General features: G+C 62.1%; 14 protein-coding genes. 12 read left to right on the top strand and 2 right to left on the bottom strand.

From position 1 onward, the window contains the following. Positions 1 to 21 precede the first annotated feature (21 nt). The 3 genes from mnmG to AB3X39_RS11070 are packed head-to-tail and all read left to right on the top strand — an operon-like array spanning position 22 to position 3,509. Complete coding sequence (mnmG, locus tag AB3X39_RS11080; protein WP_369417443.1) at positions 22 to 1,974, top strand: tRNA uridine-5-carboxymethylaminomethyl(34) synthesis enzyme MnmG; 1,953 nt, start codon at positions 22 to 24, stop codon at positions 1,972 to 1,974. After that, positions 1,971 to 2,636, top strand: a complete 666-nt coding sequence (gene rsmG, locus AB3X39_RS11075; protein WP_369417442.1) for a 16S rRNA (guanine(527)-N(7))-methyltransferase RsmG — start codon at positions 1,971 to 1,973, stop codon at positions 2,634 to 2,636. The genes mnmG and rsmG overlap by 4 nt, the downstream gene beginning before the upstream one ends. A 15-nt stretch (positions 2,637 to 2,651) precedes the next feature. Next, the gene (locus tag AB3X39_RS11070; RefSeq protein ID WP_369417441.1) at positions 2,652 to 3,509 is read left to right on the top strand and encodes a ParA family protein; all 858 of its coding nucleotides are present in this window, start codon (positions 2,652 to 2,654) and stop codon (positions 3,507 to 3,509) included. Here AB3X39_RS11070 and AB3X39_RS11065 read toward each other — a convergent pair. Beyond that, positions 3,476 to 4,603 carry an MBL fold metallo-hydrolase gene (locus tag AB3X39_RS11065; RefSeq protein WP_369417440.1) on the bottom strand — a complete coding sequence of 376 codons (1,128 nt, stop codon included), beginning with the start codon at positions 4,601 to 4,603 and terminating at the stop codon, positions 3,476 to 3,478. The two genes, AB3X39_RS11070 and AB3X39_RS11065, sit on opposite strands and share 34 nt — an antisense overlap. Positions 4,604 to 4,642: 39 nt before the next feature. Between AB3X39_RS11065 and AB3X39_RS11060 the strand changes: the two genes are divergently transcribed. From AB3X39_RS11060 to AB3X39_RS11020, 9 genes are all read left to right on the top strand, one after another. Further along, the gene (locus AB3X39_RS11060; protein WP_369417439.1) at positions 4,643 to 5,062 is read left to right on the top strand and encodes a MerR family transcriptional regulator; all 420 of its coding nucleotides are present in this window, start codon (positions 4,643 to 4,645) and stop codon (positions 5,060 to 5,062) included. Positions 5,063 to 5,065: 3 nt separating this feature from the next. After that, positions 5,066 to 6,271, top strand: a complete 1,206-nt coding sequence (locus tag AB3X39_RS11055) for an isovaleryl-CoA dehydrogenase (RefSeq protein ID WP_369417438.1) — start codon at positions 5,066 to 5,068, stop codon at positions 6,269 to 6,271. 89 nt (positions 6,272 to 6,360) lie between these two features. Beyond that, positions 6,361 to 7,050, top strand: a complete 690-nt coding sequence (gene can / locus AB3X39_RS11050) for a carbonate dehydratase (RefSeq protein WP_473964899.1) — start codon at positions 6,361 to 6,363, stop codon at positions 7,048 to 7,050. After that, positions 7,050 to 8,816, top strand: a complete 1,767-nt coding sequence (gene aceK, locus AB3X39_RS11045) for a bifunctional isocitrate dehydrogenase kinase/phosphatase (RefSeq protein WP_369417436.1) — start codon at positions 7,050 to 7,052, stop codon at positions 8,814 to 8,816. The genes can and aceK overlap by 1 nt, the downstream gene beginning before the upstream one ends. Next, positions 8,809 to 10,008 carry an acetyl-CoA C-acyltransferase gene (locus tag AB3X39_RS11040; RefSeq protein ID WP_369417435.1) on the top strand — a complete coding sequence of 400 codons (1,200 nt, stop codon included), beginning with the start codon at positions 8,809 to 8,811 and terminating at the stop codon, positions 10,006 to 10,008. The genes aceK and AB3X39_RS11040 overlap by 8 nt, the downstream gene beginning before the upstream one ends. Beyond that, a complete protein-coding gene (hisC, locus tag AB3X39_RS11035; protein WP_369417434.1) occupies positions 10,005 to 11,108 on the top strand; it encodes a histidinol-phosphate transaminase in 1,104 nt (367 codons plus the stop codon). Before AB3X39_RS11040 ends, hisC begins: the two co-directional genes overlap by 4 nt. Continuing rightward, positions 11,108 to 11,824 (top strand): SDR family oxidoreductase, encoded by a 717-nt coding sequence (locus AB3X39_RS11030; protein WP_369417433.1) that lies wholly within the window; start codon positions 11,108 to 11,110, stop codon positions 11,822 to 11,824. The genes hisC and AB3X39_RS11030 overlap by 1 nt, the downstream gene beginning before the upstream one ends. A 39-nt stretch (positions 11,825 to 11,863) precedes the next feature. Further along, positions 11,864 to 13,006 (top strand): acyl-CoA dehydrogenase family protein, encoded by a 1,143-nt coding sequence (locus tag AB3X39_RS11025; RefSeq protein WP_369417432.1) that lies wholly within the window; start codon positions 11,864 to 11,866, stop codon positions 13,004 to 13,006. Further along, entirely contained in the window at positions 13,006 to 13,578 is a 573-nt protein-coding gene (locus AB3X39_RS11020) for a hypothetical protein (protein ID WP_369417431.1), read from the top strand. The genes AB3X39_RS11025 and AB3X39_RS11020 overlap by 1 nt, the downstream gene beginning before the upstream one ends. A gap of 6 nt (positions 13,579 to 13,584) precedes the next feature. Here the strand turns inward: AB3X39_RS11020 and AB3X39_RS11015 are convergent. Next, positions 13,585 to 14,085, bottom strand: a 501-nt coding sequence (locus AB3X39_RS11015; protein ID WP_369417430.1) for a DUF2278 family protein, incomplete at its 5' end; no start/stop codon positions are given.

The following is a 14,085-nucleotide window of genomic DNA, read 5'->3' as shown; positions in this document are numbered from 1 at the left end:
CTGAATTCGAGGACTTTTTCCATGTTGTATCCCCAGAAATTCGACGTGATTGTGGTGGGCGGTGGCCACGCTGGCACCGAGGCCGCGCTGGCTGCTGCGCGTATGGGCTGTGACACCCTGCTGTTGAGCCACAACATCGAGACCTTGGGGCAAATGAGCTGCAACCCCTCGATCGGTGGTATCGGCAAGGGCCATTTGGTCAAGGAAGTGGACGCGCTGGGTGGGGCGATGGCGGCGGCCACCGACGAGAGCGGTATCCAGTTCCGCATCCTCAACGCCTCCAAAGGCCCGGCTGTGCGTGCCACCCGGGCGCAGGCGGACCGGATTCTCTACAAGGCCGCGATTCGGCGTCGGCTGGAGAACCAGCCGCACCTGTGGCTCTTTCAGCAAGCGGTCGATGATCTGATGCTCGAAGGCGATCGCGTCACCGGGGTGATCACCCAAGTGGGGATTCGCTTCGAGGCGCGCACGGTGGTGTTGACCGCCGGTACCTTCCTTGACGGCAAGGTCCACGTTGGCTTGAACAATTACCCGGCAGGCCGTGCGGGCGATCCGGCGGCGGTGACTTTGTCGGCGCGGCTCAAAGAATTGCCGATGCCCCAAGGACGACTCAAGACCGGCACGCCGCCGCGCATTGACGGCCGCTCGATCGACTTCAGCAAGCTTGTCGAGCAGCCCGGTGATCTGGATCCGGTGCCGGTGTTCAGCTTTCTTGGCACGCCTGAGCAGCATCCGCGCCAGTTGCCGTGCTGGATCACCCACACCAACACCCGCACCCACGACATCCTGCGCTCAGGGTTTGATCGCAGCCCGATGTTCACCGGTGTGATCGCTGGGGTGGGGCCGCGCTATTGCCCGAGCATCGAAGACAAGATCAATCGCTTTGCCGACAAGGACAGCCATCAGATCTTTTTAGAGCCCGAAGGTCTGACCACCAATGAGTTCTATCCCAACGGCGTATCGACCTCGTTGCCCTTTGATATTCAACTCGCAGCGCTGCGTTCCATGCCGGGGCTGGAGAACGCCTACGTGCTGCGGCCGGGCTATGCCATCGAGTACGACTACTTTGATCCGCGTGAACTCAAAGCCACCTTTGAGTCGAAGGTGCTGCAAGGCTTGTTCTTGGCGGGGCAGATCAACGGCACCACCGGCTACGAAGAAGCGGCCGCCCAGGGCCTGTTTGCCGGGGCCAACGCGGCTCTGCAAGCCAAGGAGCGCGACCCGTGGACCTTGGGTCGCCATGAAGCCTATTTGGGCGTGCTGGTCGATGATCTGATCACCAAGGGCGTGTCGGAGCCGTACCGCATGTTCACCAGCCGGGCGGAGTTCCGCCTGCACTTGCGCGAGGACAACGCCGACGAGCGCCTGACCGAGATCGGTCGCAAGCTGGGCTTGGTCGATGAGCATCGGTGGACGGTGTTCAACCGCAAGCGCGATCTTGTTTCACGTGAAACATCGCGCCTGCAATCGACGTGGGTGCATCCGCGCATCGTCGCCGCCGAGGTGGCCGAGCGCCATCTGGGCAAGGCGTTGGAGCACGAATATCGTCTGCTTGATCTGTTGCGTCGCCCTGGCGTGAACTTCGATGCCGTTTCGTCTTTGAGCGAAACCATCGATGTTTCACGTGAAACATTGCGCCAAGAAGTGGGTGAGCGGCTGGCCGATGAGGTGATCGAGCAGATCGAAATCACCACCAAGTACGCCGGCTACATCGACAAGCAAAAGGAAGAAGTCGAGCGCACAGCGGGCTACGAACAACTGCCTTTGCCCGCCGATCTGGATTACGCCGCCGTGACGGCGCTGTCGATTGAGGTGCGCCAAAAGCTGGCCCGCCAGCGCCCCGAAACCTTGGGGCAAGCGGCGCGGATTTCAGGCGTGACGCCGGCAGCGATTTCGCTGCTCTTGGTCCATTTGAAAAAGAAGCGCCTTAAAGGTGCACCGAACAACACGGTCAAAGACGGGGAGCCCACATGACGACTGCTGATGTACACGCTTTTTTACCCACCTTGCGCCAAGGTGCGGCGGAGTTGGGGGTCTCGCTGGATAGCGCTGCGGCTGAGCGCCTGCTGGCCTATGTGGCGTTGATCGCGCGCTGGAACAAGGTCTACAACCTGACCGCTTTGCGCGCGCTCGATCAAATGATCACTCACCATGTCATCGACAGCTTGGCGCTGATTCCACCGTTGCGCGTTGTGTTGGGGCACAAGGCCGAGGAGCAGCTCAGTGTGCTGGATGTTGGCAGCGGTGGCGGCATGCCGGGGGTGATGGTGGCGACGGTCTGTCCGGGTTGGCAAGTGACGTGCGTGGACGCCGTGGCCAAGAAGTCCACCTTCATTCGCCAAGTCTCGGCTGAATTGGGGTTGAAGAACCTCAGCGCAGTTCATAGCCGGGTCGAGCAGATGCCGGGCAGCTTTGACATCATCACTTCGCGCGCCTTTGCGTCGCTGGCCGATTTTGTGAGCCTGACCCGTCATCTGCTGCGCCCTGATGGTCTCTGGGTCGCCATGAAGGGCGTGGAGCCCTTCGATGAAATTGCCGCTTTGCCGCCGGACATTGAAATGTTTCACGTGGAACATTTGCAGGTTCCGGGGGTGGATGCCCGTCGTTGTCTGGTGTGGATGCGCAAGGTGAAGTGACAAGGTGAATTGATCATGACCAAGATTTTTTGTGTGGCCAATCAGAAAGGTGGGGTCGGTAAAACCACCACCACCGTCAATCTGGCTGCGGCCTTGGCGGCTGTGGGGCAGCGCGTGCTGCTGATTGATCTGGACCCGCAAGGCAACGCCACGATGGGCTCGGGGCTGGACAAGCGCAGCTTGCCGCTCTCGGTCTACGACGTTTTGCTGGGTTCTTCGAGCGTGCAAGAGGCGCGGCAGCACGTCGTGGCCGTGGGTTACGACGTGCTCGGGGCCAACCGTGAGCTGGCGGGGGCGGACATCGAGTTGGTGTCGATGGAACACCGCGACCGGCGTCTCAAGATGGCGTTGGTGGACGTCGAGACCGAGTACGACTTTGTGCTGATCGACTGCCCACCGTCCTTGAGCCTGCTGACGCTCAACGGCCTGACCAGCGCCCACGGCGTGATCGTGCCGATGCAGTGCGAATACTTTGCGCTCGAAGGCTTGTCCGATCTGGTCAACACCATCCGGCAAATCCAAGCCAACCTGAATCCGCAGCTGGCCATCATCGGCCTGCTGCGCGTCATGTTTGATCAGCGCACCACCTTGCAAAGCCAAGTCAGCCAAGATTTGTTGGCGCACTTTGGCGATCAGGTCTTTGACACCATCATCCCGCGCAATGTGCGCTTGGCCGAGGCCCCAAGCCATGGTCTGCCGGGCGTGGTGTTTGATCCATCCTCACGCGGGGCCAAAGCCTTCTTGCAGTTCGCCCGCGAGATGGTCGATCGCGTCAACCCGCCGCCTGAGCAGGTGGATTTACCGGGTATGGAGGCCGACGAGCCGCCGAAGCAAAAGCGTCAGCGCAAGGCCCGGTCTTCCACAGCGGTTTGAGCCCTTGAAAAGCGCCACGTCCCGGCGGCGTCTTGCTGGCGGTGCAGCTCACCGCTGTGCCAAAGCGCGTGCAAATGCGCGATGGCTTCGCCCATGGCGAACAAGGTTTGATGGGCGTCGAGCGGGCGTTGAAAGAGCACCGGCAGCAAGTCTGCGGCGCTGAGGCCCTCAGCGGTGGGTGCGGCCACCAAGCTTTGGCGCAGGTCCGCAAAGCGATCCGCGTGGTGTTGCAGCAGTTGCGTGATGCGCCCTTGCAGGCCCCGGAACGGTCGGCCGTGGGATGGCAGCACCCAGGTTTGATCGGGCAGATGCCGCATGGCGTGCAACGAGTCGAGATAGAGCTGCAAAGGATTGCCCTCGGGCTCAGCGTCGGTGACGCTGACGTTGGTCGAGATGCGCGGCAGCACCATGTCGCCCGAAATCATCAGCCCGGCGTCGGCGCAGTAAAGCGCCATGTGTTCGGGGGCGTGGCCGTGGCCGGCGATCAGGTGCCACGTGTGCGCTCCGATGCGCAGCGTGTGCCCGGCCATCAAGCGTCGGTAGGTGGGGGGGACCCGCGCAACAAGTTCGCTGTAGTAGCCCGCTTTGGCGCGGATCCACGCTTGCTTCTCGGCATCGACCAGCCCGTGGCTGCCCAGAAAGTCGGCCGCCGCTTGGCCCCAATGGCCTGAGCTTTGCTGCGAAGCGGCGCGCGCTGCCAGCCAGTCGGTGGCGCTGATCCACAGCCGCACCGGGCGGGTGGGAAGGCTCCAGCGCTCGATCAACCAGTCGGCCAAGCCGATGTGATCCGGGTGCATGTGGGTGACGACGACGCGCAGGATCGGCAGCCCATCCAAGGCGTTGGCAAACAGCGTCTCCCAAGCTTGGCGGGTCGTGGGCGTATCGAGGCCGGTGTCCACCACCGTCCAGCCATGCACACCGTCCAAACAGTCACGCAGCAACCAGAGGTTGATGTGATCCAAGGCAAAGGGCAGCGGCATGCGTAGCCAGTACACCCCGGGCACGATCAACACCCGCTCGGCCAAGGCGGGAACGCTTTCACCCTGGGGATAGGTGAGGACTTCAGGGATAGCGGGGTGTTGGGGCAGGCTCATCGTGGGTAGACTAACGTTTACGTTAACGTCAGTGTAGCCATGACCACCAGCCCGTCTTCCGCGCGTCTTTTCACCATCTCCGAGTTGGCGCAGGAGTTCGATCTCACGCCCCGGGCGATTCGTTTTTACGAAGATGTCGGCTTGCTCACGCCCAGCCGCGACGGGCGGCACCGGGTCTACACCCACCGCGACCGCACGCGCCTGAAACTGACCTTGCGGGGCAAGCGCTTGGGCTTGTCCTTGCAGGAAATCAAGCAGCTGGTGGACATGTACGACGCGTCCTCAGACACCAAACCGCAGCTCGAAGCGTTTTTGCAGGTGTTGCACACCCATCGGCTGCAACTGGAGCAGCAGCTCGAAGACATCCGCATCACTTTGGATGAAATCAGCCAGCACGAAGAACGCTGCCGCAGCACGCTGGCTCAACAACAAACCCCACCCATGCCTCTCGGAGACTGACCCATGACCTTGACGACCCTGCCTGGCCTCGACTTCATGTTGGGCGACGACATCGACGCGCTGCGCGATGCGGTACGCAGTTTTGCGCAGCACGAGATCGCGCCGCTGGCGGCGGAAATCGATCGCAGCGATCAGTTCCCCATGCCCTTGTGGCGCAAGATGGGCGAGCTGGGTTTGCTGGGCATCACCGTGCCGCAAGAGCTGGGCGGCGCGGGCATGGGGTATCTGGCGCACATGATCGCCATGGAGGAGCTGAGCCGGGCCTCGGCCTCCGTGGCCCTGTCTTATGGCGCGCACAGCAACCTGTGCGTCAACCAGATCCGGCGCAACGGCAGCGCCGCCCAACAGGCCAAGTACTTGCCCAAGCTGATCTCGGGCGAGCATGTGGGCGCCTTGGCCATGAGCGAGCCGGGCGCGGGCTCGGACGTGCTCAGCATGCAACTGCGTGCTGAGTGGCAGGGTGGACGGGGGTGCTATGTGCTCAACGGCAGCAAGATGTGGATCACCAACGGCCCCGACGCCGACACCTTGGTGGTTTACGCCAAGACCGCGCCTGAGCTGGGCGCGCGTGGGGTCACGGCCTTTTTGATCGAGAAGGACATGCCGGGTTTTCGGGTGGCGCAAAAGCTCGACAAGCTCGGCATGCGTGGCTCGCACACCGGCGAGCTGGTGTTTGACAACGTCGAGGTGCCGGCTGAGAACGTGCTGGGCGAGGTCGGCGGCGGCACCAAGGTACTGATGTCCGGTTTGGACTACGAGCGCGCCGTGCTGGCTGCGGGACCGCTGGGCATCATGCAGGCGGTGATGGACAACGTGGTGCCCTACATCCACGACCGCAAGCAATTTGGTCAGAGCATCGGCGAGTTCCAGCTCATCCAAGCCAAGGTGGCCGATATGTACACCGTGCTGCAAGCGGCGCGCGCTTTCACCTACACCGTGGGTAAAAACCTCGACAAGCTCGCGGCCCAACCGGGCAGCGGGCATGTGCGCCAGGTGCGCAAGGACTGCGCCAGCGTCATCCTGTGGTGCGCCGAAAAAGCCACTTGGATGGCGGGTGAGGGCATCCAGATCTTTGGCGGCAACGGCTACATCAACGACTACCCGTTGGGGCGACTGTGGCGCGACGCCAAGCTCTACGAGATCGGTGCGGGCACCAGCGAGATTCGCCGCATGCTGATCGGTCGGGAGCTGTTCGCCGAGACCGCCTGAGGGCCTTTGAGCCCGATCTTGTGCGTAAACTTGGGCGCTTGTTTTTTGTGCGGCACGACTTCGCCGTCTGCCTCTGACCTATGCCCACCATGCCGAACGAATTGCAGGATCTTTTCGAGAAAAACCGCGACTGGGCCCAAGAGAGCGAAGCCCGTGAGCCGGGGTTTTTCTCGCGGCTGCTCAAGCAGCAGTCCCCGCAGTACCTCTGGATCGGTTGCGCCGACAGTCGGGTGCCGGCCAATGAATTGGTGGGTTTGCTGCCGGGCGAGCTGTTTGTGCATCGCAACGTCGCCAACGTGGTGGCGCATTCCGATCTGAATGCTTTGTCGGTGATTCAGTTCGCCGTGGACATGTTGCGCGTCAAACATGTGATCGTCGTCGGGCACTCGAACTGCGGCGGGGTCAAGGCTGCGCTGAACAATTTGCGCGTTGGGCTGGCTGATAACTGGCTGCGTCACGTGCAAGACGTGCGTAGCCTGCATCAAAGCTTCTTGGACTCTTTGCCGCCCGCCCGGCGGGTAGATGCGCTTTGCGAACTCAATGTGTTGGAGCAAGCGCGCAATGTGTGTCGCACCACCATCGTTGAAGATGCGTGGCAGCGCGGCCAAGAGGTGGTGATTCACGGCTGGGTCTACGGCCTGCACAACGGTTTGCTGGAAGACTTGTGCATGACCGTGGCCTGCGCCGACGATATTGCGCCGATGTATGTCAAGGCTTTGGACGCTGTGACGCGGCGCTATGGGCCGAAAGATGTTGATTCCGTTGTCGAGGATGTTTGATGTTTCCACAGCAGTTGAATGACAGCCGGGCGTTTGAGATCGCCACGGCTTTGATCGAAGGTTTCAATCGCCACTACCGGCCCTTTCGCGCTACCAGCGCCGAGGCCAAAAAGCGCTTTGAACAACAAGATTGGCACGGTCAGCAGCGTGCGCAGCGTGAGCGCATCGAGTTCTACGACAAGCGCGTGGCCGAGGCGGCGGAGCGTTTGCAACATGAATTCGAAGCCGTTTCGCTGCCGCGTGATACCTGGCACCAAGTCAAACTGCATTACATCGGTTTGCTGACCAATCATCATCAGCCGGAATTGGCTGAAACTTTCTTCAATTCGGTTACGACCAAAATCCTGCACCACAGTTATTTTCATAACGATTTCCTGTTTGTGCGACCGGCGGTCAGTACAGAATATATTGAAAATGATGAGCTTGAGGCCAAGCCGACGTATCACGCGTATTACCCGAATGATAAGAATCTGCGTGAAACCCTGAATAAAGTCATCGATAACTTTGGGCTGAATGTGCCCTTTGAAAACATCGATGCCGATTTGGACGATGTTTACGCGGCCTTGCTCAAGGAAATGGACGATACCCGACTGCGGGCTAATTTCCAGATCCAAGTGTTGTCGAGCCTGTTTTTCCGCAACAAAGGTGCTTATCTGGTCGGCAAGATCATCAACGGCTACCGCGATATCCCGTTCTCACTGCCGATCCTGCACAACGATCACGGTCAACTGATCATCGATACCGCCTTGTTTGGTGAAGATGACATCTTGGCGCTGTTTAGCTTTGCACGTGCTTACTTCATGGTGGACATGGAGATCCCGAGTGCCTACGTGCAGTTCTTGCGTTCGATGATGCCGCGCAAGCCGCGCAGCGAGCTTTACAGCGCGCTGGGCCTGCAAAAGCACGGCAAGAACCTGTTCTATCGCGACTTCCTGTTCCATTTGCGCCATTCGACCGACCGTTTTCGCATCGCACCCGGCATCAAGGGCATGGTGATGATGGTGTTTGACTTGCCGAGCTTTCCTTTCGTCTTCAAGGTGATCAAGGATTTCTATCCTTCGCAGAAGGAAACCACCCGCGAGATCATTCAGAGCAAGTACTTACTTGTGAAGCAGCACGACCGGGTTGGGCGCATGGCCGACACGCTCGAATTCAGCAACGTCGCTTTTCCGCGTGAGCGTTTTGAGGACGAGTTGATCAAGGAGCTGAAGCATTTCTGCCCCAGCTTGATCGAAGACAACGGCGAGACCATCGTGATTCGCCACGTGTATATCGAGCGGCGCATGATTCCGCTCAATATTTTCTTGCACGATGCGACGTCGGCTCAGCTAGAGCATGCGGTGATCGAATATGGCAATGCGATCAAAGATCTGGTTTCAGCCAATATTTTCCCGGGCGATATGCTCTGGAAAAACTTTGGGGTCATGCGCCAAGGCAAAGTGGTTTTCTACGACTACGACGAAATCGAATACATCACCGATTGCAACTTCCGCCGCGTGCCTGAGCCGCGCAACGAGGAAGAGGAAATGTCGGGCGAGATTTGGTATTCGGTCGGCCCGAAAGATGTGTTCCCAGAAACCTTTGGCCCGTTCTTGCTGGGTAATCGCGAAGTGCGGGCGGTGTTTATGAAGCATCACGCCGATTTGCTGGACGCTGCTTTCTGGCAAGGCCACAAGGAGCGCATTGCCGCCGGGCATGTGCATGACGTCTTCCCCTACGATCCGAGCCGCCGTTTCCGGGCTACCCGAGGAGTGCTCCATGCTTGATTCCGTGGTCATTGTTTCTGCCGCACGCACGCCCATCGGCGGCTTGTTGGGTGATTTCGCGGGCCTGGCCGCGTGGGAGTTGGGCGCGGTGGCGATCCGCGCGGCCGTTGAGCGTGCTGGGGGCGAGGCCACCGCAACGGCTGTGAATGAGGTCTTGATGGGCTGCGTGCTCATGGCGGGCCAAGGCCAAGCCCCGGCGCGCCAAGCGGTGCTCAAGGCGGGTCTGCCGCTCTCAGCCGGCGCCGTGACGCTCAACAAGATGTGTGGCTCGGGCATGCGCGCCGTGATGCTGGCGCACGACATGCTCCAAGCGGGCTCGGCCGAGGTGCTGGTCGCCGGCGGCATGGAGAGCATGAGCAACGCGCCGCACCTGATGTTTGCGCGCAAGGGCGTGAAGTACGGTGCCACGCCCATGTTCGACCACATGGCCATGGACGGGCTGGAAGACGCTTATGAGCGTTTGCCCAACGGGGGTGGCAAAGCGATGGGGGTGTTTGGCGAGCAGTGCGTCGAAAAATACGGCTTCACCCGTGAGGCCCAAGATGCGTTCGCGATTCAATCGACCTTGCGCGCCCAGCAAGCCCACCAAGACGGCTCTTTCGAGTGGGAAATGGCGCCGGTGACGCTCAAGGGCCGCGCCGGCGACGTCGTGATCCGCCAAGACGAGCAACCCGCCAAGGCCAAGCTCGACAAGATCGCCAGCTTGAAGCCCGCTTTCAAGAAGGACGGCACCATCACCGCCGCCAATGCCTCAAGCATCAGCGACGGCGCGGCGGCCTTGGTGCTGATGCGCGCCTCGACGGCGGCGGCGCGCGGTCTGCAACCCATCGCGCGCATCGCGGCCCACGCGGTGCATGCCCAGGAACCAGCGTGGTTCGCGACCGCCCCGGCGGGCTCGATCCGCAAGGTGCTCGACAAAGCCGGCTGGTCGGTGGCCGATGTCGATCTGTGGGAAGTGAACGAAGCCTTTGCGGCGGTCACGATGGCAGCGATGGTGGATTTTGAGTTGCCGCACGCCCGCGTCAACGTCCACGGTGGGGCCTGCGCGCTGGGGCATCCGATTGGCGCTTCGGGTGCGCGGATCTTGGTGACCTTGCTCGGCGCACTGCGTCAGCGGGGTTTGAAGCGCGGCGTCGCGTCTTTGTGTATCGGCGGCGGTGAAGCCACCGCCTTGGCTTTGGAGATGTTATGAGTCGCTATTGGAGTGCGGTGGTCCACCAGCTCAAGCCCTATGTGCCGGGCGAACAGCCCAAGCTGGCCAACTTGATCAAGCTCAACACCAACGAAAACCCCTATCCGCCCAGCCCGCAGGTGTTGGCGGCCATCCAGGCTGAGTTGGGCGACGACGCCAGCCGCTTGCGGCTTTATCCCGACCCGGGGGCCACGGGCTTGCGGGCCGCCCTGGCGCGCCAACACGGTTTGCAGCCCGCGCAGGTGTTTGTCGGCAACGGCTCGGATGAAGTGCTGGCGCACATCTTTTTGGCGCTGCTCAAGCACGAAGACGCGGCGGGTCAGCCCCGGCCGCTGCTCTTTCCTGACGTCACCTACAGCTTCTACCCGACCTACTGCCTGCTCTACGGCGTGACGGCACGCACCTTGGCGCTGGACGAGCAGCTCGGGCTGCACCTGGACGACTACATCGCGCAGGCCGACGCTGGCGCGGTGATCTTCCCCAATCCCAACGCCCCGACCGGGCGCGGCGTGCCGCTGGCGGATGTCGAGCGCTTGTTGCTTGCCCGGCCCGACATGGTGGTGGTGGTCGATGAAGCCTATGTGGATTTCGGCGCCGAGTCGGCCGCCACGCTGGTGGATCGCTTCCCCAACCTTGTGGTGGTGCACACCTTCTCCAAGTCGCGCTCACTGGCCGGCATGCGGGTGGGCTACGCCTTGGCACAAGTCCCGCTGATCGAAGCGCTGGAGCGCGTCAAAGACAGCTTCAACTCCTATCCGCTCGACCGGTTGGCCTTGGCGGCGGCGCAGGCGGCGGTCGAGGACGAGGCCTACTTTGAGCAGACCCGTCAGGCGGTGATGCGCAGCCGCGACTGGCTCCGTACCGAACTGACGAAACTGGGCTTCGAGGTGCTGCCCTCGCAGGCCAATTTCGTCTTCGCCCGCCATCCCCAACACAGTGGCGCGGCCTTGCAGCAGGTGCTGCGTGAGCACGCCATCATCGTGCGGCACTTCCGCCAGCCCGAGCGCATCGCACCCTACCTGCGCATCACCATCGGCACCGACGCCGAATGCCAAGCCCTGGTCCAAGCTCTTGTGGCCGCCTTGAAAGGATCCCTCTGATGACCATGCCTACTGCTGCTACTGTTGCTGCTGCTGCCTCTTCGTCAAAGCTTTCTGTGTTGGTGATCGGGGCCTCGCGCGGCCTGGGTCTGGAAATGGTGCGTCAGTACCGCGCAGCCGGTGCCCACGTGGTGGCCACGGCGCGCGATGACGCCGGCGTGGAAGCGCTGCACCCACTGGGCGCGCGTCCGCTCAAGCTCGACGTGACCCGGCCGGTGAGCGTTTCTTCGCTGGCTTGGCAGATCGACGGCGAAGCGTTTGACATCGTGGTGGTCAACGCCGGGGTCTACGGTCCGCGCTTGCGCACCCTCGACAGCCCCACGGGCGACGATTTCGACCAAGTGATGCACACCAATGTGCTCGGGCCGATGCAGGTGATTCCGCAGCTCATCGACGCGCTGGCCCAAGGCGGACGGCTGGTGGTGCTGTCTTCGGTGATGGCCTCCATCGGTGGGCGCGACAAGACCTTGGGCTGGCTCTACAGCGCCTCCAAGGCGGCGCTCAACTCTGTCTTGAAGGACGTCTCGCTCGCGCTGGCCGGTCGCGCCACCTGCGTCGCCGTCCATCCGGGCTGGGTGCGCACCGCCATGGGTGGCCCCCAAGGTCAGTTGAGCGTGGAAGAAAGTGTTGCCGACTTGCGCGCCCTGTTCGCCAGCCTTGGCCCGGCTGATAACGGCACGTTCCGCAATCACGACGGCAGCGTTTTGCCTTGGTAACCCGACGCTAGAACCGTCTCTCGGTTGGAGGATCTCCCCATGTTGCTGAGTGCTGACCACCGTGCTGTGCAAGACGCCGTGCGCGCCTATGTGCAAGACCAGATTGCGCCGCATGCGGCGCGTTGGGACAAAGAGCATCACTTTCCGGCCGAGCCGCTCAAGGGCTTGGCCGAGCTGGGTTGCTACGGCGTGGCGGTGCCGCCTGAGTACGACGGCGCGGGGCTGGATTACTTGGCGCTGGCCATCATCCTTGAAGAGATCGCCGCCGGCGATGGCGGCACCTCGACGGTGATCAGCGTCAACAACTGTCCGGTTTGCTCGATCCTGATGGCCTTTGCCAACGAGGCGCAGAAAGCCCAGTTCCTCAAACCGCTGGCGCGCGGCGAGATGCTCGGGGCTTTTTGTCTGACCGAGCCGCATGTGGGCTCCGAGGCCGGGGGTCTGAAAACCACCGCCGTGCGTGTCAATGATGGCGAGGGTGATGAGTACGTGCTGAACGGTGTCAAGCAGTTCATCACCAGCGGCAAAAACGGCGACGTGGCGATCGTCATGGCGGTGACGGACAAAGCCGCCGGCAAGCGCGGGATCAGCGCCTTCCTCGTGCCGACCCAGACGCCCGGCTACATCGTGGCGCGCATTGAAGACAAGATGGGGCAGCACAGTTCGGACACGGCGCAGATCCTGTTCGAGAACTGCCGCATTCCGGCCGCTTACCGCTTGGGCGAGGAAGGCCAAGGCCTGAAGATCGCCTTGTCCGGTTTGGAAGGCGGCCGTATCGGCATCGCCAGCCAAGCGCTCGGCATGGCCCGCGCCGCTTTTGAGGCCGCGCTGCGCTACAGCAAGGAACGCATCGCCTTTGGCGTGCCGATCTTTGAACACCAAGCCGTGCAATTCCGCCTCGCCGACGCCGCCACCCAACTCGAAGCCGCCCGCCAACTTATCTGGCACGCCGCCAGCCTCAAAGACGCCGGTCAGCCCTGCCTCAAAGAAGCTGCCATGGCCAAACTCTTCGCCACCGAAATGGCCGAAAAAGTCTGCTCCACCGCCATCCAGACCTTCGGCGGCTACGGCTACGTCAGCGATTTCCCCGTGGAACGCATCTACCGCGACGTGCGCGTCTGCCAGATCTACGAAGGCACGAGCGATGTGCAGCGGATTTTGATTGGGCGGGGGTTGGGGTGATGATGTGGGCACGGGTGCTGCGGCTGGTGCTGCTCGTGCTGCTGGCCGTGCCGGCTCTGGCTTGGTTCGTCGTCAAGCCGGTGAGGGTGGTGGCGCCTGAGGTCGTCGGCATGATCTGCCCACAGACGTTCCTGTGCGTGGAGACGGCAGCCTCCGAGCCCCAGGCCTTTGGGCTTTATGACGAGGCCCGCGCCTTTGTCGATGGCCGGGTTGGTCCGCTGGAAGGTCAGCCGCGCGTGGTGTTCTGCAGCAGCGAGGACTGCGCGAACCGTTTCGGACTGGGTGACCGCTCGGCGGTCACATTCGGCACGCTCGGCACTGTGATCGGTCCCCGGGCTTGGAAGCCGTACTACGTGCGGCACGAGCTGATCCACCATCTCCAAGGTCAACGCTTCGGCGTGCTGCGCCGCCTGTTCATGCCTTCGTGGCTGATCGAAGGCATGGCCTACACCCTGAGCCAAGACCCTCGACCCACGTTGGCCGAACCCTGGCAGGCCCACCGCACCCATTTCACCGACTGGCTCGCCCGCATCGGCCCTGAGCGGATGTGGCAAGAGGCGGCGGGGTTGTGAGGCGGGTCACACCGGATTTCCTGTCGCATCCGTTTTGAAACTTTGCGACTGGAAGGCGAAGAAGAAGGCGGACCACTTGTTGCCGGGGTATTCGAGGATCAGTGCGCCGTCTTGCCATGGGCCGTTGTCGGAGGCGAAGCTGCCGCTGTTGCCTTGGTTCATGTGGATGTCGTGGATGCCGTTGCCCGGGGTGAAGTGGAAGTAGGTGTCGGGCTTGCCTTTTTCGGGGCCCCACTTGGAGCCGAAGGCGTAGACCATCGCGCCGGGTTGGGCCATGGCTTTGAGGGTGGCTGTTTCGAGTTGGTCTTTGAGGTCGTTGTTGGCACCGGGGACATCGGGGGCGAGCGGGCGCATCAACTTGGGGCTGACGAAATCGCTGCGCAGGTAATCGATGGCCAAGCCGCCAGCCTTGTGCGGCAACTTCTTGGCGCCCGCTGGCAAGGCCTGCAACGCGGTGGTGAAGCTGGCAGGCAAGACGGTGGTGCAGCGAAACAGCACGGTCGAGGG

The organism is Leptothrix ochracea (genome assembly GCF_041083635.1).
GTDB lineage: Bacteria > Pseudomonadota > Gammaproteobacteria > Burkholderiales > Burkholderiaceae_C > Sphaerotilus > Sphaerotilus ochraceus.
The sequence above is the reverse complement of the archived record's forward strand: the minus strand, read 5'-3'. Positions and strand labels throughout refer to the sequence as shown.

What these genes read in the sequence shown, in the direction of transcription:
- AB3X39_RS11060 (WP_369417439.1), top strand. Translation starts at nt 4,643, where the DNA reads ATGACCACCAGCCCGTCTTCCGCGCGTCTTTTCACCATCTCCGAGTTG.
- AB3X39_RS11065 (WP_369417440.1), bottom strand. Translation starts at nt 4,603, where the DNA reads ATGAGCCTGCCCCAACACCCCGCTATCCCTGAAGTCCTCACCTATCCC.
- rsmG (WP_369417442.1), top strand. Translation starts at nt 1,971, where the DNA reads ATGACGACTGCTGATGTACACGCTTTTTTACCCACCTTGCGCCAAGGT.
- AB3X39_RS11055 (WP_369417438.1), top strand. Translation starts at nt 5,066, where the DNA reads ATGACCTTGACGACCCTGCCTGGCCTCGACTTCATGTTGGGCGACGAC.
- aceK (WP_369417436.1), top strand. Translation starts at nt 7,050, where the DNA reads ATGTTTCCACAGCAGTTGAATGACAGCCGGGCGTTTGAGATCGCCACG.
- can (WP_473964899.1), top strand. Translation starts at nt 6,361, where the DNA reads ATGCCGAACGAATTGCAGGATCTTTTCGAGAAAAACCGCGACTGGGCC.
- AB3X39_RS11025 (WP_369417432.1), top strand. Translation starts at nt 11,864, where the DNA reads ATGTTGCTGAGTGCTGACCACCGTGCTGTGCAAGACGCCGTGCGCGCC.
- mnmG (WP_369417443.1), top strand. Translation starts at nt 22, where the DNA reads ATGTTGTATCCCCAGAAATTCGACGTGATTGTGGTGGGCGGTGGCCAC.
- AB3X39_RS11070 (WP_369417441.1), top strand. Translation starts at nt 2,652, where the DNA reads ATGACCAAGATTTTTTGTGTGGCCAATCAGAAAGGTGGGGTCGGTAAA.
- AB3X39_RS11020 (WP_369417431.1), top strand. Translation starts at nt 13,006, where the DNA reads ATGATGTGGGCACGGGTGCTGCGGCTGGTGCTGCTCGTGCTGCTGGCC.
- hisC (WP_369417434.1), top strand. Translation starts at nt 10,005, where the DNA reads ATGAGTCGCTATTGGAGTGCGGTGGTCCACCAGCTCAAGCCCTATGTG.
- AB3X39_RS11030 (WP_369417433.1), top strand. Translation starts at nt 11,108, where the DNA reads ATGACCATGCCTACTGCTGCTACTGTTGCTGCTGCTGCCTCTTCGTCA.
- AB3X39_RS11040 (WP_369417435.1), top strand. Translation starts at nt 8,809, where the DNA reads ATGCTTGATTCCGTGGTCATTGTTTCTGCCGCACGCACGCCCATCGGC.